A 19166-nucleotide genomic window follows, 5' to 3' on the forward strand; every position below is an offset into this window, starting at 1 on the left:
GTTTTTTCTTTCACCACAAAAATAAGAACTTTGGGGCTTACACACAAATATGGGACACTAGCGGCAGACCCTGAGCTATGTCAGCTTATTAAGGATTTGTTCTTTGCTCTTCAAATATTTTCTCCTCAATATCGTCATTAAGTTTTCTGATGTAAAAGAATACTCGTATCAGACTACTTAGGGAAATTACGATAGAGCCTATAAAAAAGTGATTTGGTTTAATCCAATATAGAGATAGATTATCTAAACAACTTAATGTGTAAAATAATACTGGTAAGAAAAAGTCTACAGTAGTAAATCTTATTTTCTCTCTAATCAAGGCTTTAATCTTCTTTCTATATCGAGTTTTCTTGATATTAGTAGTAGAGAATGTAATAAGCAAACTCATAACAATAGAATATACAATTCCGAGTACAGTGAATAGTGTATCCGAAATACTCTCTCGTGGGGTATTAATAGTAAAAGCTATAAATATCCCAACAAGTAAAGACAATATTGTTCTATATGCTATGGCACGTATCATTCTCTCATTAATTCAGTGATGAAGAGTTCCATTTCTTGCATCAAGTTCTTTTCATTAACTCTACCCGTTACAGTTATGTCCACGGTTACTCTCTTTTCCCGGCGAATCATTTCGCCTGAAATCTTTTTGCCTTGTTTAGTTTCAATACAAATTCCCCTATCATCTAATAAAGGGCGCGCCATCTGTCCAAGTAGTTGTTCATACTCTTCCTTGGGCATATCTGTCGGTTTCTTTCGGAACTTCAGCACTAAGTTTGCTTGTATGATGTCATTCTCAGTAAGCTCGGTAATGTTAGGATTTTCACCTAATAGATGAGCAATGACCTCTTTTGACAATGTCTTTATTGAACTTCCAATGCCTTCTGTAGAGGCATGTAACGAGATGTTTTCCCCAATTACAATTTTCCTAATTTGAGACAAGGGAAGTTCTTCAGGAATTGTCATAACTGGTACAAACTTATAAATTCCTCTTCGTTGCTCGCTAACAAGGTAGTTAATAAACGTTTCCACCCTATTTATAGGCAAATTCCCAGGTAGATTTGTGACAAGAAACTTCTCATTAAGAGCTATGTAATAAAAGCTCTTACAAGTATCTACACTTTCTGCTCCATCAATATCTGAGATAGAAAAAGACTCTCTATCGTATAAGTCACTTGGAATCCCTTGTGTTATGTCATTTTTAAGAACTCTCATGATCATTCCAAATACAAAGTTTTTTTCAGAGTTCCATTTAAAGAACGGCAGAACATCTTCTTCGTCTTCAACCTCATTAAGTTGCATTGTTCGGTCTTGGACAATAGAAGCAGGAGTGAAAACTTGTTGAAGTAGACTTATCAGTGAACGATCTTCTGTAGAGAGTTCGCTTGTCTGGTTTATTCTAAACGCTCTTAACTTGACTGGTTTTGTACTCATTTTATAGCTGTGTTAACTGATAAACGTCGTTTTACTTAATTTATTGTTTCCCATTGCAGAACATCAACTTAGGCAATGTTGCGACGATGCGGTGAGTTTCGAGACTCACGTGGATGATAGAGAGCAAGAGGTCGAGGATGTAGCGCGGTTTCCCCTGTTCGCGTGCCCAGAGGTTAGGGTCGTTTTTGATGCCACTGTCTTTGTGCGTCGTCACCGCATAGCGGTCCATCACCCATTCAATGGCACTTTTGCCATTCACCACGTAGTCATACGCCTCAGCAGGAATGTTGTGGATGGCAATGTGCGGATTGACGATGATGGTGTGTCGTTCGTCCTTTGGGGCAAATCTCATCTTCTCCACGGCATAGAAAGCAAATTCATCGGTAGCGGAGTAGTCCGTTTCTTCCACTTCCACGCCCGCAAGGTTGGCATAGTCCTCATAGTGGAGATGGAGATGCGCCAACTCCCGTCCCGCTTTGGCAAAGGCGATGAACTCCTCGGCACGCTCCACGATGGGAATGCGTGGCAGCGCTTTTCGTAGGTCGTCGGCAAATCGTTCTCGATAGTGCGGACTGTGAAGCAATCCATAGACATAATAGAAGATGTCTTCTTTGGTGATGCTTTTCGCTCCCGCAAATCTGCTGCGCACCTCTTGTAAGCACCAGTCGGTGATGCCATCACGTTTTGTCCATCGCTCCTCGTTGGTCGTACCAAAGAGCGACACTTCCTGCTCACCCTTGTTTTCATCATACCAATACAGAGGGAAACATTGGATGGCATCACTCATAATATGCAAGTCAGGAAGATGATTGGTTATAATCATTGAAAAATCCCCTCTACCTCCAGCTGCACTCACACAAATCACAAGATTCTTGTGCTGGGGAGTGGGAAAGAAACGCTCTTTGGTGGCTGGATATTCTACCCAAAATTTATCTGTATAGACATAGGATTTGGAAAATGGGCGATACAAACCTATTTGCACCGTTTCTGGGTGGTGCGATAGTACAATACCTTTCTCAAAAGTCTTTCTCAATCCTCTTGTCCAACTTATCTTGGTTTTGTCCATAGAAGGTTCTTCCTTCCCTAATTGTTCATTATAGAAGGCTATCATCGCTTGCATATTGCTCTCGAGTGCTTTTTGAGAGTATTGATAGACCCAAGTATCTCTGTTTGTTTGAAATCCATTAGAAATCCCTATAAACACACTCTTTGCCTTTGCATCAAACTTCTTTTCGGGAGCAAGTGGCAGGAGCGTATCGAAGAGTCCATCGCGTTGGTTGATCCAGTCGTGCTTCTCGTTGGGCGTGATGAGTGTCCAGTCTAAACCGCGGTAGGATTGGGCTTGCGTGATTTTGCGGAACTTCTCTTCGCGACTGAGGTAGTCGCCAATGTCGTGATAGAAGATTTGGCAGTTGTCTGAACGCTGGGCTTCGGGATAGCGCACCAACAAGGTGATGGCAACGCCCGTCATAATGTCGAACACGTTCTGCCCTTCTCGTTTGACTGCTTCTCCCCTTCTGCCTCGGATAGAGCCACGTAAATTAAAGATATAGATTTTGTCGAATTCTTTTTCAAGAGAAGCACGGAAGCCGTCTGTTGAACTTTTGTCTATCCAACCAGCATTGGTGATGAAGGCTATCACACTACCTTCTTCGGGAGAAAGACGGTCGGTTGCCCAGCGATAGGCGCGGATGTAGCTGTCATAAAGCGCATTGTTGTTGGTGGCAGTAGAACCCGCCACATAGGTTTCGGCAATGCGTTGGTCGAGGATGGGATAACTTTGGTTTTGCGCATTGTCGTTGGCAGACTTCTGCCCCACGGAATAGGGCGGATTGCCAATGATGACACGGATGGGTGTGCGACGCTGCGCTTCCACCGCTTCGGAGTTTTGGCGGAAGAAATGTTTGAAGATGTCCTCTCCATCACTGTTTTCCCCCAGTTGGAAGGTGTCGGTCAGGCAGATGCCATTGTAGGGCAGATATTCCGACTGCGGACACACCTCTTGAAAGACACTCTCGATGTTGACATCCGCAATGTAGTACGCCAGCAACACGAGTTCGTTGGCGTGAATCTCTTGCGTGTATTTGCGCACCATATCTTCCGGACGGATGAGTCCCGACTGCAAAAGGCGCGTGATGAATGTGCCAGTGCCGGTGAAGGGGTCTAGCACGTGAACGTTTTCTTGCGTGAGGGCTGCACCAAATTCCGATTTCAGCACCTCGTCCACCGAATGGAGAATGAAGTCCACACACTCCACGGGGGTGTAGACCATGCCGAGTTTTTCGACCGTGAGGGGGAAGGCGCGTTTGAAAAATTTCTCATAGAGATTTTTGATCACCGTCTGTTTCCCCTCGAGGTTGTCGATTTTGCCCACGTTGGTGCGCACCGATTCGTAGAAGTTGGAAAGCACCGTGAGGTCCTTGTCCACGGCTTCCGATTCGAGCAAGTCGATCATCAACTGCATAGACGAGGAGATGGAGTTGTTGCTCACAAATTGGTAGTCGGCAAAGAGGGCTTCAAAGACAGGGCGCGTGATGAGGTGCTGCGCCAACATCTCGATGCACTGTTCGGCAGTGATGCCCGGATTGAGGTTGTGGCGGAGGGTGACGACAAATTCGTCGAACTCATAGGAGTATTTTCCCCCATTGCTGGTGACAAGGCGCGCAATGCGGGCGATGTATTTCTTGGCAATTTCTCCCACTTCGGCAGCCCAGTTTTCCCAATAAAGGCGGTCGCCACATTTCTCCACGAGTTTGGCAAAGATGCTCTGTTGGGTGGCACCAAATTGAAGGGCGAGTTGGTGGGCAATCTCTTGGTTGGAGATTTCCTGCGCATCGTGGTCGTCGTTGGCGTCGCCACTGAGCGCACTGCCACCGACACCGGTTTGCCCCAGTCCAGGCAGCCCGACAGTGACCTTCGCCCCTTTGTCTTTGTTGAGCGCGATGGTGTTGACGTGGGCATTGAAGTGGTCGTCGTGGGCACGGAGGGCATTGAGGATGGACCACACCACGGAGAACGTCTTGTTGTCGTTGAGGGCTTCTTCGGGGGTGGTGCCTTCTGGCACGATGATAGGGATGATGATGTAGCCATATTTTTTCTCGTCGGGCTTTCCACGACGGAAGGAGCGCATCACGCGTCCCACACTTTGCACCACATCCACCTGCGAATTGCGGGCAGAGAGGAAGAGCACAGCATCGAGGGCAGGCACGTCGACACCCTCAGAAAGGCAGCGCACATTGGTGACCACGCGACATTCTTGTGGGTCGGTGGTGTCTTCTGCCAGCCACGCCAAGGCGTCGTTGCGCTGGGCTGCCCCCATACTGCCATCCACGTGGCGCGCCTTGATGTGCACCACGCTTTCGCGCTCTTGGTCGGAGAGACTCTCGTTGTAGAGGGCGGAGATGCGGGGCAACACGTGCTCAATGTTGCGCGAGCTGCCAGGTTCGTCGGCTTTGCCAATTTTGTGGGTGAACGCCAAGGCTCTGCGCATGAGCCGTGGGTCGGCATCCCAAGTGACGCCTTTGTCGCCCATAATCTTTTTGGAGAGTCCGTTGATCACGCCAATGAGACGTCCCGTGTCGTCATAGTTGAGTTCTTTGGCTTGGAGGTCTTTAACCTGCTGCATGAGGGTGTCGGGAATCATGTCTTCCGACACGGTGAGCACCAGCACCTTGTAGTCGGTGAGGATGCCATGTCGCACGGCATAGGAGAAATTGACGCGGAAAAATTCTTGTCCATAGATTTTCTCATCGTCCATGGAACAGAGTGTCGCATCAGCCTTGTTGGCACGAAGTTTGGCATCGTCGGTGTAAAGACGCGGAGTGGCAGTCATGTAGAGTCGCTTCTTGCCACGGATGAAGTCATCGTTGTGAATCTTGATGAAGTTGCTCTCGTCTTGCTTCGCTATTTTGAGTCCTGTGGTGCGGTGGGCTTCGTCGCAGACCACAAAGTCGAAAGTGCCAAACGCGCCGTGGGTTTGCTCCAAGAGGAGGGCTTGCGCGGTGGCGATGACCTCGATGCTCTGATAGGTGGAAAAGACCACGGTGAGCCCTTGGTGGGAGCGACAGGCGTCGAGTTGTCGGACAATGGAATTGACGTTGGTGGAAGCCGGCAGCGCGAGGTCCACAGTGGAGTCGTCGAGTTCATCGCTCGCATTGCCACGTTTGATTTTGCGTGAAGCTCTGCTGTCCGAACAGATGCAGATGGCTTTGATGGGCGTTTCGGCATCTCCCATCCAGTCGTTGAGCGATTGTCCCAAGAGGGCGATGCTGGGCACGAGGAAGAGCACCAAACCTTTGCCTTGGAGTTCTTGTTCGATGAGTTTGAGCGAGGTGAAAGTTTTGCCGGTGCCACACGCCATGACGAGTTTACCGCGGTCGTGGTTTTGGAAGTGCAGATGTGCTGCTTCGAGGGCTTCACGCTGATGCGCTCTGAGTTGTTTTTTTCCAGCCAAAGCCGCCTTTCCTTCTAGTCCTTCAAAGAGTTTGCCCCAGTCGACAGAGGAATGGTCGAGGTCGTAGAGATTGACACGCGACACGGGTGGATTTTGGTTTTGAATGGCTTCCTCGGCATTGGGTCCCCAGTGGTTGGTGGTGGAAATCCAGAGTCGATGGGCAAAGGAAGTAGTTTGAAACGTCACCTCGTTGTTGAAGGTGCGGCTCGATGTTGCCAAGAACGAATCGACCGAAGGTTTGTCGATGACGGCATTTTCCGCATAGCATTTGCACTGAATCGCCCAGTAGTCGCCATCGTGGGTTTTCGCCACGAGGTCGATGCCAGTGTCTTTCCCTCCGAAGTCTTGTCGAGCGGGAAAATCTTCCCAGAGCCAGACGTGTTCAAATCGATCGGCATAGCGTGGGTCAGTGCGTAGCCATGCGCGCATAAGCCGTTCAAACTGCGTGCCTTTTTCTTTTTCGGTGAAAGACTTTTCTCTGAAATGCGAAAGTATGTCGTAGATATTGTTCATGTTGTAACGCTTCGAGCAAAATAATCCCTACCTCAATGTCCTATGACGAGAACATTAGCGTGGCAGAAACAATGTCCTTTTGTGTTATAAATTGGAATATTGTGACAAAGATAAGGATAAGAAATGAGTATAACGAATAAACGGCTAAGTATTTCCGACTTCCTTCTTTATCCCTATTGTTTCCTATTATCCCCAATCGGTCATTAGCCGTTATGGTGACTCTAGTTGTTGATAAGATAACTTCCTGCGATCTTTCATTTTCGTGTTGACATCTTGTTTTCCGTTCGTTCTCGACTTAAAAACGTACGAGCTATAGAAGAAAATCTCCTACGTTTTTGGAAAAATGTCGGAGATTTTCCAAAAAACGTGGGAGTTTTTTCAGCATACGTCGCACGATTTTTCCAGCCCTTACTAGATGATGCAATGAGGAGTCTCACGAAATTGGTGCACTTCATTAAACCTAAATCGGTGATTTGGGTTAAACAAACAGCTTCATCACACAACAATTCTAACGCTAAAATCACCAAAAAACGCGCTCGAAAACCAAGGAGGAAAAAAGAGGGTGTTCATCGCACATCGGACAATCTAAAAAGAGCTCCCTCGCGCGCGCGTACGCGCGCACCCACTGCAATTTTCAACTTTTTGCTTTCACAACCTTCACAAAATCCTCTGTAAAACAATCATATTCTGATGATTACAGCCTTATTAGGAACGAAGTTCATCAAACAAGCAGCAAATAGCGCTAAAAGGTGCTCCTCCAATGCTCCAAAGGTAGGAAACTCTTCCATCCATGAGCCTGATAGGGAACATGGTATTATGACGGTAAAAGCCGCCCTCTCCGTGAAGGTTGTGAAAGCAAAAAATCAAAATTCCCAGGGAATGCGCGCGCGTCACACGCACGCATGAGAAAAAGACAACATCGCTCAACCTTTGTCACCCCTTTTCCGCACCGCCTAGTCTCAACTTTTGGATTGGCTGGCGTTTTCTTAAAAAACGCCTTCTACGGGGGCGAGATTTGAGGCAAAAGCTAAAAGTCGTTATAGAGCAGCAAATATAAACATCATTTATATTTTCTGGATCCTAGTTTTTAGTTTCATTCACCCATATATAAATGAAGATGATACGCTAGAGCGACATCTTTCTTCCACTCCAATCTCTTTTCATTCTACCTCAACATATACCCAATTCTTTCGATGAAATCACCTCAAACCAACAAAATGCTATCTAGAGTTTGAAATTTTCATGGAAAATATTGGTCAATTCGGATGTTCTTCGTAATTTTCGGTCGAAAACGGAGCTATCCCATCGCAACCACCATGAAACAGGGCTTAGCTCTTCCCTATTTTGACCTCCGATTTTCTCAATCGGGCAATCTTTACCCACCACGATGTGCCTTTCCTCAAGTCTGTGCACACCGCCTAAATCTTTACCTCGCATGAAAGTTTATAACTCTCACGACATCAAAAACATTGCCCTACTTGGCAACGACCGTTCTGGTAAAACCACGCTCACAGAATGCATGCTCTATCATGCTGGTGCTCTCCCACGTCGCGGTCGTATCACTCAGAAGAATACCGTTTCCGACTACTTCCCAGTCGAACAAGAATATGGCTACTCCGTTTTTGCCACTGCATTTCATGTGGAATGGAACGAGAAGAAGCTCAACCTCATCGACTGCCCAGGATCTGACGACTTCGTGGGCGCAGCGATGACCGCACTCAATGTGACCGACACTGCTATCCTTCTCATCAATGGTGCTTTCGGTCCTGAAGTAGGTACACAAAACCACTTCCGCTACACCGAAAAACTCAATAAGCCCGTTATCTTCCTCGTCAATCAACTTGACCACGAGAACTGCGACTACGACACCATTCTCGATGACCTTCAAACGATCTATGGTGAAAAAGCAGTGCCTGTGCAATATCCTCTTGCCACTGGCCCTGGTTTCAATAGTCTCATCGACGTGATTTTGATGAAAAAACTCACGTGGAAGGAAGAAGGCGGTGCCCCCGTCATCGAAGAAATCCCAGCAGAAGAAATGGAACGGGCTACGATGCTCCACAAAGCGCTCGTAGAAGCTGCTGCAGAGAACGACGAACAACTCATGGAGAAGTTCTTCGAAACAGAACAACTCACCGAAGATGAAATGCGTGAAGGTATCCGCAAGGGTATGGTGACTCGTAGCATCTTCCCCGTATTCTGCGTTTGTGCAGCCAAAGATATGGGCGTGGGTCGCTTGATGGAATTCTTAGGTAATGTGGTACCTTACGTAGACGAAATGCCAGTCGTTTACAACTCTCGTGGTGAAGCAGTTGCTCCAGTGGAAGACGGGCCTACAAGCATCTATTTCTTCAAGACTGGTGTTGAACCTCACATCGGTGAAGTGCAATACTTCAAAGTGATGAGCGGCGTGGTGAAAGAAGGCGACGACTTGCAGAATGCCGACCGCGGTTCTAAGGAACGCATGGCTCAACTCTTCGTGTGCTCTGGCGCAAATCGTGAAAAGGTGAGTCAACTTTCTGCTGGTGACATCGGTTGCACAGTGAAACTCAAGGATGTGCGCACCGGCAACACTCTCAATGGTAAGGGTTGTGAGCATCGTTTCAACTTCATCAAATATCCTAATCCTAAGTTTACTCGCGCCATCCGTGCGGTGAATGAAGCAGAGACTGAAAAGATGATGGCTGCGCTCACTCGCTTGCGCCAAGAAGACCCCACTTGGGTGGTGGAGCAAAGCAAGGAGTTGCGACAAGTGCTCGTGCATGGTCAAGGTGAATTCCACCTCCGCACACTGAAATGGTGCTTGGAAAACATCGACAAGATTCAAATCGAGTTTTACCAACAACGTATCCCCTATCGCGAAACCATCACGAAGGCTGCGCGCGCAGACTATCGTCATAAGAAACAATCGGGCGGTGCAGGACAGTTTGGTGAAGTGCACCTCATCGTAGAACCCTACTTTGAAGGTATGCCAGACCCCACCTGCTTCACTTTCAATGGTCAAGAAATTCGCATCACTCCTCGTGGCAAAGAAGAGATTTCTCTCGAATGGGGTGGCAAACTCGTCTTCATCAACAGCGTAGTTGGTGGTGCCATCGATGCTCGATTCATGCCTGCTATCCTAAAGGGTGTGATGAGTCGTATGGAACAAGGGCCGCTCACTGGCTCTTATGCTCGCGATGTGCGCGTCATCGTTTATGATGGTAAGATGCACCCCGTAGACAGTAACGAAGTTTCGTTCATGCTTGCTGGTCGTCATGCCTTTGCTTCTGCTTTCCGCGAAGCTGGTCCGAAGATTCTCGAACCTATCTACGATGTGGAAGTATTCGTACCCTCCGAAAAGATGGGCGATGTGATGAGCGACTTACAAGGCCGTCGCGGAATGATTGTGGGCATGAGCTCTGAAAATGGCTATGAGAAGTTGCAAGCCAAAGTGCCTCTCAAGGAAATGAGCAACTACTCTACTGCTCTCTCAAGCCTCACTGGTGGCCGAGCTTCCTTCATCATGAAGTTTGCGAGCTACGAACTTGTTTCGGGCGACATCCAGCAGGCACTGATAGCCGAACACGCTCAGAAGGAAGAAGAATAATCTTTACTTCTCAGCTCCCGACACAAACAGTTCTAACTTAAGAAACGACATAGACCTCTCTATACAGACATCCCCCTCAGCACTGATAGGTGTTGAGGGGGATGAATTTAAGCAGAACTAGAACTGAAGAGACTAGAACTTCACGATTCTTACCTCGTCTGCATGAGCATAGCGTTGGAGTAAATCAAGTGCCAAGTCGATACTCTCTTGCAGCAGTTGCTCATCACCATCATAAGCATTGATAATGAAAAGTAGACGTTGCGTAGTGGGTGAAAGCATGGTACGTGTGCTGTCGGAAGTGGGCGAAGCTATAGCTCCCACAGCATCGCGATAGACGGGAAGTCCTTCGATATTGAGCCTTCCACGACCAATGCCTTCATAAGGTTCATCTGCTCTGCCTATGCCCAACTCCACAGATGTTCCCACTATTTTATCTGCATCAAGCAGCCCTGTGGGATAACCACTAAAAATAGAGACTAAATTACCGAGATCGACTAAAGTGTCTACACTATACAAACCTTTCCCTTGTAAGACGCGTCGTGAAAGTTGCTCACTCGCAGGGCGATAGCGCGAAGGGTCTTTGCCACAAGCCTTATAAGCTGCGCGAGTGGCAGCTATGCTCGAACGTGATTTGATGGTTTCGGTGGTGAAATCTGCTTGCAATTTCTCGCAACTCGCTTCGATTTCAGCCCAAAGTTTGGGAGAAGTGGCAGAGTTCTGCACAGTCACCTCTAGAAAAGCCCCTCTGAACTGGGGCACTCGTTCAGAAAATTCGGAAGAAACGGATATAGTAAGCATATAAATGGTCTTATTATTGATAACACAAAGAATAGTAAGGGCAAGTATTACACATCTGCATTTCTTTGGTATTGGGCTCAAAGGGTAGAGCTGGATTTAGGATTTCTGCCACTAACTCGCCTAGTCGTTCACGAAACTCTGGAAATCTAGCCTGAAAATCTAATACTTCCTCTTTATCCACTTGCAAATAAGGCGAATAATCCTTTTTGCGGAGTCTGTGAACAAAAAATAGCGATGGAGCTATGGGAAGACGAGAAAGCTCAGTGGGTAAATGAGGCACACTATTTCCCTTTTGCTGACGTTCAAACTCATCTTCTAGTATAGCCGCGTAGATGAAAGTTTGCAGCATGTAATGCTTTTGCTTGGCTCCTCGAGTGGTGAACAATTCGTCTAAATCTTTGGATTCCTCTACTTTTCCTCCAGTTTTATAATCAACAATACGGAGGAATTCCTGCCCTTGATGGATGATTGTATCTAATCGGTCGATGATACCTCCGATAGCAACTTGCGAGATAGGAGCTGACGAGGGAAGATTGAGCCACATCGACTGATAACTCTCCAAGGCTTTAATGCGAAAATCAGGGTATTTAGCATCATGCTCGAGAAGCGACTGTAGGAAAATTTCAATAATGTTGAGCAACAGAGGAGTACACTTCACATTCTCTTTCTCGATAGCCTCTCTAATATAACCTTGTAGTAGTAGTGGATGAGCAACCAAGTGCTTAAAGTAGTCGCTGTCCCCTTTTCCGCCTCGTTGTTCGAGGAGGTTTGTATAAATCAACTCAGCTGCAGTGTGGAAGATAGTACCTAACGTGTTAGGTTGCACCTCATCTTCACTGGGCTTTGGCTGCTGGATGCGGAGCACTCGTTCATAATAGAAGCGAAGTTGACAACGCAGATAGCTGTTAATGTCGGAAGGTGAAAGAGATACATGCTCTTTCTTTTCTTTCTTATGGTTGATTTTTAAAAGTTCTATTAAATCAGCAGGCTTCTCCACAGGTTGGGGAGTATCGTGCAATGAAGCTGGATCGCTGGAAAGTGCAATATGCTGGATGGGCAACTGAGATTCCACCATGAGTTGGGTTAAGAACCTAGATTTTTCACCATCCACGATTCCCTCGGACGAAGAATTATAAAGGAGGCGCAAGCGTTTGGCACGCTGTATCAAACGATAGAAATAATAGGCATAGACTGCAGTCTTGCGCTCGGGTGTGGTGAGTCCAAAAGCTTTGCGCAAGAGATAGGGAATGAATGAGTTGTCACTAGACTTCTGTGGCAATACTCCTTCGTTGACAGACAACATGATAATATGGTCGAAATCTAGACAACGAGTCTCAAGCACACCCATAACTTGCAATCCCACTGCGGGTTCTCCAGCAAAAGGTATAACAGATTGGCGGACAATCTGGCGGACAATACGTCGCAACGTAGTGGGATTCACCATCAAACGCCCACTCTCTGCGATCAGTAACAGACGATTGAGCAAGGCATTCATCTGGGCATAGGCTTCTGACTGCAAGATGTGTTCAAAACGTTCGTTGTCGAAATCTGATTTAACCACCAAAGCTTGAGCTGTCGTTTCCACAGCCTTTACCAAACTTCTGAGCGATTCTACAGTGGAAGGGGCTTGGGCTTGTCGCTCCATCTTACCTAGTTCTCTCTCCACGAGAGTAGCTGCAGCCGTGTGGTTCAGCGGAAACCCTTTGGTTACATTCACTTCCTCAACATTGAACGGTAAGGTATGAAGTAAAGGCTGCAACAAAGACTCATTGCAGAGTACTACAGCAGTGCGCTTCGCATCGGGAGTGAGATTTTCCTTAAGCCAAGGCGACACACTCTGCACCTGCATTGTTTCGGTGGAAGCTGCCACCATCTCAATATATTGAATGTGACGAAGATTGTCGAAATGTTCTTCAGAAAGCGCGTTGGGAAACTGTTGTAGATTTTGTCGCAAGAACAAACCTGCTTCGGCATCTTCCCACAGCAGCTGACTGAAACGTCGCTCTTCGGGAGTGAGTTGTCGATCGTCGTCAGACAAGAAACGCTCTTTCTCACTGGGCAAATAGTATTTGTCGTAATCCCAATAGAAAAGAGCTTTCTCCATCTGCTGGAGTTGTGAGAATAGTTGCCATTCTACTCGATCGAGCACATTGAACCCCACAAATACGTACTTATCTACATGAGCAGGTGGAGTGACAGCTCCTGATTTTAGACGTTCTACCGTACGACGGAAGGCTGCTCCTTCATAGGCTAATCCTTCGGCAGCCAGTTCAACATTGAGTTGCTCGTAAATGGGCAAGAGTGCATTCCACAATCTGCTGAATCGCTCGCGGATCTCACTTTGATGCTCGGGATTAAACTCCTTAAAAAATCGCTTCAACACCTCAGTCTGCTCCTCCGTCAAATAGTCTGTACGCTCTAATTCTCGTAAATCACGGATATTCTGAAAGAGCGCACTTGCATCTGCCATGTTTTTATCAACATCATCAAAATCAGAAAGCAGTCGTTCGGCCCATCCATAGAAATTGTCGAGCGAAACCATATCTCCAGTGGCTTGCATATAATGCTGATGCACGCGACAGATGGTATCAATAGGACCATTGATTTGAGTATCACCCAGAGAACGGAAAAGTTCATTGATAGTGATATACCTTGGTGCCCAAATAGGCTGTGATGCATCGACAGAAAGATAATCATTCAGAAAGAGCGATGCGCGCTTATTGGGGAACACCACCACAATCTGGCTGAGATCATGACCAAACTTCTGAAGAAGATCTTTTGCAACAATTTGTAGGAATGCTGGCATAGCAATGTATATATGCAAGAATAGAGGATTCGTGAGAAATATAACAATAGCAAAGTTAAGTATTCTAGGCATAATAGACAAACCTTCTCTGCTCTCATTTTTGGGAACGAACTGTCATCAGCAAAAAAGTGAATGAATCTGCATGAAGAAGCCGAAAAAAACTTAATTATTCGATATACAAAATGAAATAAAGTCGTACCTTTGCTGTATAATTCAAGCCTATATAGCGTATGCCATTCTCCCTCTGAAAGCAAGCATACGTGGCTTGAAGGCATGGGGCTGGACTGTCACCACCTCACTGTAAAATAGTCATTCAACGACACATATTAATGATATGAAAAAGACCATCCTTGTCACTGGTGGTACGGGCTTTATTGGTTCGCACACCACAGTTGAACTTCAAGCCGCAGGCTACGAAGTGGTTATTATTGACAACTTGAGCAACTCTAAAGCTGAAGTTGTGGAAGGTATTGAAAAAATTAGTGGCGTGCGTCCTGCTTTTGAGGAAGTGGACTGCTGTGATCTTCCTGCTCTCGAAGGAGTTTTTCAAAAATATCCTGGCATTGAAGGTATCATCCACTTTGCAGCTTCTAAAGCTGTAGGTGAATCTGTGGAGCAACCTCTCAAGTATTATGAGAATAACCTTCTGAGCCTTATCAACTTGCTCAAACTGATGCCAAAGTACAATGTGAAGGGGATTATCTTCTCTTCTTCATGCACTGTTTATGGCCAGCCTGATGCTAAGGATCTCCCAGTGAGCGAACAAGCTCCTATCAAGAAGGCTGAATCTCCCTATGGTAACACGAAGCAAGTGAATGAAGAAATCATCCAAGATTTCATCCACAGCGGTGCTCCGATTTCAGCTATTATCCTCCGCTACTTCAATCCTATCGGGGCACACCCCACGGCCCTCATTGGTGAAGTGCCCAATGGTACTCCTGCCAACCTCATTCCATATCTCACTCAAACGGCTATCGGCATCCGCGAACAACTTGCTGTCTTTGGTGACGACTACAACACCCCAGACGGCTCTTGCATCCGCGACTTCATCTATGTCGTTGACCTCGCGAAAGCTCACGTGGCTGCTATGGCTCGCATCGTAGAAGGTAAAAACGAAGAACCAGTAGAAATCTTCAATGTTGGTACTGGTAAGGGTGTGAGTGTGTTTGAACTCATCAACACCTTCGAAAAGTGCACTGGCGTGAAGCTCAACTACAAGGTTGTTCCTCGTCGTGCTGGAGACATCGAACAGGTTTGGGGTAATGTGGACAAAGCTAACAAGGTGCTCGGTTGGAAGGCTGTTCACACGCTCGAAGAAGCGCTCTCATCTGCTTGGAAGTGGCAAGAGAAACTTCGCGCTGATGGCGTGATGTAGTCTATCGCTCCTTAAAGTATTTAGTTTTTTTTTAGGGTGACCAGTTATAATTCCTCCCTATCGAAATGGTCGAAATAGACCATGCCTAGAAACAACAGAGTCCGTGTCAAATCAATCTATAACACGGACTCTGTTGTTTGTTGTTTATAAGAAAGGCTATTTCCAACGGCAGACTTGTTTTAAGGCACGTTTTAGCATTTGAGGAGGACTAGCCACAAACTCTGTGGGTGACCATGAGTAAAAACGGAAAGTGTTTGTGAGGAACTCTGCATAATATTGTAAATTTCCTTTCCACCCTATCTCTTGTTTACGGATAGAACCATGCTTGCCTGTGCTCATAATCCACTGAAGCAATTGCTGCGCTCGTTGACAATCAACGGAATCATAAGGTTTGCCTCGGAAATGCAACAAAGCACTTGCATTTGCACCAAGATACTCCATTGATATTACGGAAAGCATCCGATAAAATCTCGTGAGATGAAGCTGTTGCAAGCCTTGCCTGAGCAATGATGCATCAAGCTTTTCGTGAAAATGCTGTTGTACCAACATCCAGTCTACGACTTCACGCAATCCTACACCGCCATGACTAGCGTGCACTAAAGCATGAGCAGTAAGCAGAATTACATTAAGGTGGGGAGGAAGAACAGCTACTTTATAGTTGTTGATTTCAACGTAATGCTGCCATTCACTCACTTCGTCGACTTCATGCTCTACCATTTGTCGCAATCTTCTTGCTGTGCCTGGCCATTGCATAGGTTGGAGTGCACGATGCATTTCTACTTCTATATTTCCCTTTCTAAAAGTGTCGTGCAGATCCGTTTGATGATCAGGCACATATCCACGATGAAGAAGCAATTCAGTAGCTTTTTTAAAATGGTGAGGAGCAACATAGATATCAATATCTCCAGGACGGCGTAACAAAGGATGAGGATAAACTACAGCAGATGCTTGTCCTTTGAGCACTACATAACGAATCTGAGCTGCATCGAAAATCTTGGCCAAAGCTACTACCTCGGCATTAAACTCATGACTCACCTTCTCTAACATTGGCCAACCTCCAAGCCATTGCATTAGTACTGCACGCTCTTCGGGGATTACCTCCATCTTTGCTAGCCCATAAAGCAACCCATCGACTGTTTGACGACGTGCTTCACGTATGATTGCCGAGAAATTGGAAATACTTGGGGTGCTCTCATCGCTGTGAAGAGCATTACGTAACAAAGAGAAAAGGGTTTCGTATGTGTGAGGAAGAGCAAGGTTAGACATACTCTTAGATATTACGATTTACGTTCAAGTTCTTGGAGGTTTTCCAAACGCTTCGTTTCCAAAAAGTCATAGATGCCTCCTAAATGTTCCTTCACCTTTCCTCCCCCAAACTCATAGACTTTGGTTACCAATCCATCGAGGAAGTCGCGATCGTGACTCACCACAATGAGTGTGCCGTCAAAGTCTTGCAATGCTTGTTTGAGTACGTCTTTTGTACGCAAATCAAGATGGTTGGTAGGCTCGTCAAGAATGAGCAAATTGAAAGGTTCAAGCAACAGTTTGAGAATTGCCAAACGCGTACGTTCACCTCCAGAAAGCACTTTTACTTTCTTGGTTCCTTCTTCACCGCCAAACATGAAGGCTCCGAGTAGATCACGAATTTTTAATCTGATTTCTCCCTTTGCCACACTGTCGATGGTGTCATAAACGGTGATTTCTCCGTCCAACAAAGTCGCTTGGTTTTGTGCAAAATAACCAATCTGTACGTTATGCCCTAGGGTAAGAGTACCTTCATGTTCGAGTTGTCCCATGATACACTTGACTAGCGTGGATTTACCTTCACCGTTTCGTCCAACAAAAGCCACTTTGTCACCACGCTCTACCATGAGCGAAGCGTTTTTGAATACCACGTGGTCGCCATAGGTCTTGCCCACTGCATCCATCGTCACAGGATAACTGCCGGAACGTGGAGAAGGAGGGAATTTCAGACGCAAACGCGAAGTGTCTTCTTCGTCTACTTCTACCAATTCCAGTTTTTCAAGCATGCGCACACGGCTCTGCACCTGGTTCGTTTTGGAATAAGTGCCTTTGAATCGCTCAATATACAACTTGGTTTCAGCAATCATCTTTTGCTGATCTTCGTATTGTTTTTGTTGTTGCTCACGACGCTCCTTACGCAGTTCAAGGTATTGCGAATACCCTGCCTTGTAGTCGTAGATGCGACCGAGAGTAATCTCGATGGTGCGCGTAGTGATGTTGTCAACAAACTTACGGTCGTGGCTAATCACTACCACTGCTTTGCCAGAAGTCATGATGAAATTCTCCAACCATCCGATACTTTCGATATCCAAGTGGTTAGTGGGTTCATCGAGCAGGAGCACATCAGGATTTTGCAAGAGCAATTTTGCTAACTCAATGCGCATGCGCCAACCACCAGAGAAGTCGCTTGTAGGGCGTTGAAAGTCAGCACGTTCAAATCCTAATCCGAGAAGCATTTTCTCCACATCTTCCTCAAAGTGAGTAAGATCAATCGCATAAAACTTCTCACTCATCGCAGCCACTTTCTCAATGAGACTCATGTATTCTTCGCTCTCATAGTCGGTGCGCGTCATGAGTTCTTGATTCAGTTCCTCGATTTCACCTTCCATCTCCTTGAGATGCTCGAAGGGCAAACAAGCTTCTTCAAAAACTGTGCGACCATCTTCTGTAAGTAAGTGCTGAGGAAGATAGGCAATTACCGTATCTTTAGGCGCGCTCACACGTCCACGCGTAGGTTGTCGTGCACCTGCAAGAATTTTCAAGAGTGTGCTTTTGCCTGCTCCGTTCTTCCCCATCAACGCGATGCGGTCTTTCTCGTTAATCTGAAATGAAATGTCTTTGAAGAGGGTTGTTCCTCCAAATTCTACGGTTAAACCGTCAACTGAAATCATAAATATCTATATTATACTGCGATAGTCTATATGTAATGCGGCTGCAAAGTTACTCATTCTTCCTCGCTTCGCCAAATGCGACGGAATAGATCGGTCAATGCAATCGGGGCTTTTGCTCAATACCATGGAGGCATTAAGCTAAAAGAACCGACTCTATCCCTTGGAAGTTGCATATAAGTTAGCAATAATCCAATTGCGATAGAAAAACTCGGCCGTTTGCTGCCAAGAGAAGTCAATGCCTTTTTCAGAATTATCCTCTATATAATAGTGGAGAGGAGGCGCAATCATCACCCCCTTAGCCAAGTCACGACGGTATTCTCCGTCTAAAGTATCGGCTTTGTACTCCAAATGTCCAGTAACAAACGTTTGGTATCGTGCGGCATCAATAAAGATACTCTGCCCCACTTCACTGTCTGCAAGCACCTCCAAACCTTCTGGAAGAAATTGATGATCACTTCCCAACAATGCGGCTTCGACTTCTGCATCTCCCCAATTAATTTCGGTGTGACGACTGTGCGGCATGGGAAATGTTTCATCTAAACCATCCAGCAAAGGATGATGCGGAGCTAGATTGCGCTGCATAAAGATGCCAAAACATTTTTGAGAAAGTGGACGTTTGTCAATGCCATAAAAATGATAGAGTGCGGCTTGTGCTGCCCAGCAAATATTGAGCGTTGGAATGTTCATCTTGGCTGTCCAATCCCAGATATGTTGCAACTCACCCCAATAGCGTACCTCCTCGAAGGGCATTTGTTCCAAAGGTGCTCCCGTGATGATGAGTGCGTCTATGTGAAATGGATTGAGAGTGTCAGAGGAATAGGAAGAACACGCAACACTTTCGGCAGAACTCTTCGAGGTTTTAGTTTCCGCTCTCAACACTCTGTCACAACCTGTAGGAGAAAAATCCACATAGTGCGCATCAACATATTCCTGTGGCGTGGTTTTATATTGCTGCCCTGGGATTTTCAATAGCACAAGATTAAGATTAATGCCCGAAGCTGCAAGCATGCGACAAAAATCTTGCTCAGTCTCTGCTTTCTTTGGCATAAGATTGAGTAAACCCACAGTAGGCAAAGTGGGTTCGTGCCCTACTCTGAGAGAATATCCTAAACTCGCTAAGGATTCAATGGCCGGAATCAAACTATTTACGTGGAGCATCAGAAAGAGAAATGAGAAATGAGGAAAGAAAAAGAAAAGGTGGTCAGCTGCAAAGGAGTGTGCTGACCACCTTACTGATATGTGAACTTTATTGGGATATGTAAACTTAGCTAATAGACTAACCT

The 19166-nt window shown here is 46.2% G+C and carries 9 protein-coding genes; 2 read left to right on the top strand and 7 right to left on the bottom strand.

Annotation, left to right across the window (positions count from 1 at the left end):
- Positions 1-519: 519 nt before the first annotated feature.
- Positions 520-1434 carry a hypothetical protein gene (locus HMPREF9999_RS08175; protein ID WP_009752253.1) on the bottom strand — a complete coding sequence of 305 codons (915 nt, stop codon included), beginning with the start codon at positions 1432-1434 and terminating at the stop codon, positions 520-522.
- Between the two features lie 40 nt (positions 1435-1474).
- Positions 1475-6400: a DEAD/DEAH box helicase gene (locus tag HMPREF9999_RS08180; protein WP_009752254.1), complete on the bottom strand. Its 4926-nt coding sequence runs from the start codon at positions 6398-6400 to the stop codon at positions 1475-1477.
- Positions 6401-7835: 1435 nt separating this feature from the next.
- On the opposite strand from HMPREF9999_RS08180, the gene HMPREF9999_RS08190 reads away from it, so the two are divergent.
- The gene (locus HMPREF9999_RS08190) at positions 7836-9989 is read left to right on the top strand and encodes an elongation factor G (protein WP_009752257.1); all 2154 of its coding nucleotides are present in this window, start codon (positions 7836-7838) and stop codon (positions 9987-9989) included.
- Positions 9990-10121: 132 nt separating this feature from the next.
- On the opposite strand, the gene HMPREF9999_RS08195 is transcribed toward HMPREF9999_RS08190, so the two are convergent.
- Both HMPREF9999_RS08195 and HMPREF9999_RS08200 read right to left on the bottom strand, forming a co-directional pair.
- Positions 10122-10787, bottom strand: a complete 666-nt coding sequence (locus HMPREF9999_RS08195) for a B3/4 domain-containing protein (RefSeq protein WP_009752258.1) — start codon at positions 10785-10787, stop codon at positions 10122-10124.
- Positions 10788-10800: 13 nt separating this feature from the next.
- Positions 10801-13593, bottom strand: a complete 2793-nt coding sequence (locus HMPREF9999_RS08200) for a PD-(D/E)XK nuclease family protein (RefSeq protein ID WP_044063286.1) — start codon at positions 13591-13593, stop codon at positions 10801-10803.
- A gap of 334 nt (positions 13594-13927) precedes the next feature.
- Between HMPREF9999_RS08200 and galE the strand changes: the two genes are divergently transcribed.
- The gene (gene galE / locus HMPREF9999_RS08205; protein WP_009752260.1) at positions 13928-14968 is read left to right on the top strand and encodes a UDP-glucose 4-epimerase GalE; all 1041 of its coding nucleotides are present in this window, start codon (positions 13928-13930) and stop codon (positions 14966-14968) included.
- 156 nt (positions 14969-15124) lie between these two features.
- Here galE and HMPREF9999_RS08210 read toward each other — a convergent pair whose 3' ends face one another.
- The 3 genes from HMPREF9999_RS08210 to HMPREF9999_RS08220 form a co-directional block, all read right to left on the bottom strand.
- Positions 15125-16234: a nucleotidyltransferase family protein gene (locus HMPREF9999_RS08210; protein WP_009752261.1), complete on the bottom strand. Its 1110-nt coding sequence runs from the start codon at positions 16232-16234 to the stop codon at positions 15125-15127.
- An 11-nt stretch (positions 16235-16245) separates the two neighbouring features.
- Complete coding sequence (locus HMPREF9999_RS08215; RefSeq protein ID WP_009752262.1) at positions 16246-17883, bottom strand: ABC-F family ATP-binding cassette domain-containing protein; 1638 nt, start codon at positions 17881-17883, stop codon at positions 16246-16248.
- Between the two features lie 153 nt (positions 17884-18036).
- Positions 18037-19041: a homoserine O-acetyltransferase/O-succinyltransferase family protein gene (locus HMPREF9999_RS08220; RefSeq protein WP_009752263.1), complete on the bottom strand. Its 1005-nt coding sequence runs from the start codon at positions 19039-19041 to the stop codon at positions 18037-18039.
- Positions 19042-19166: the final 125 nt, after the last annotated feature.

Origin of the sequence: Alloprevotella sp. oral taxon 473 str. F0040 (genome assembly GCF_000318095.2) — a bacterium.
Classification (GTDB): domain Bacteria; phylum Bacteroidota; class Bacteroidia; order Bacteroidales; family Bacteroidaceae; genus Alloprevotella.

Bases quoted from the DNA above. Each gene is read 5' to 3' on its own strand.
- galE (WP_009752260.1), top strand. From the start codon at position 13,928: ATGAAAAAGACCATCCTTGTCACTGGTGGTACGGGCTTTATTGGTTCG.
- HMPREF9999_RS08190 (WP_009752257.1), top strand. From the start codon at position 7,836: ATGAAAGTTTATAACTCTCACGACATCAAAAACATTGCCCTACTTGGC.
- HMPREF9999_RS08220 (WP_009752263.1), bottom strand. From the start codon at position 19,041: ATGCTCCACGTAAATAGTTTGATTCCGGCCATTGAATCCTTAGCGAGT.
- HMPREF9999_RS08215 (WP_009752262.1), bottom strand. From the start codon at position 17,883: ATGATTTCAGTTGACGGTTTAACCGTAGAATTTGGAGGAACAACCCTC.
- HMPREF9999_RS08200 (WP_044063286.1), bottom strand. From the start codon at position 13,593: ATGCCAGCATTCCTACAAATTGTTGCAAAAGATCTTCTTCAGAAGTTT.
- HMPREF9999_RS08210 (WP_009752261.1), bottom strand. From the start codon at position 16,234: ATGTCTAACCTTGCTCTTCCTCACACATACGAAACCCTTTTCTCTTTG.
- HMPREF9999_RS08175 (WP_009752253.1), bottom strand. From the start codon at position 1,434: ATGAGTACAAAACCAGTCAAGTTAAGAGCGTTTAGAATAAACCAGACA.
- HMPREF9999_RS08180 (WP_009752254.1), bottom strand. From the start codon at position 6,400: ATGAACAATATCTACGACATACTTTCGCATTTCAGAGAAAAGTCTTTC.
- HMPREF9999_RS08195 (WP_009752258.1), bottom strand. From the start codon at position 10,787: ATGCTTACTATATCCGTTTCTTCCGAATTTTCTGAACGAGTGCCCCAG.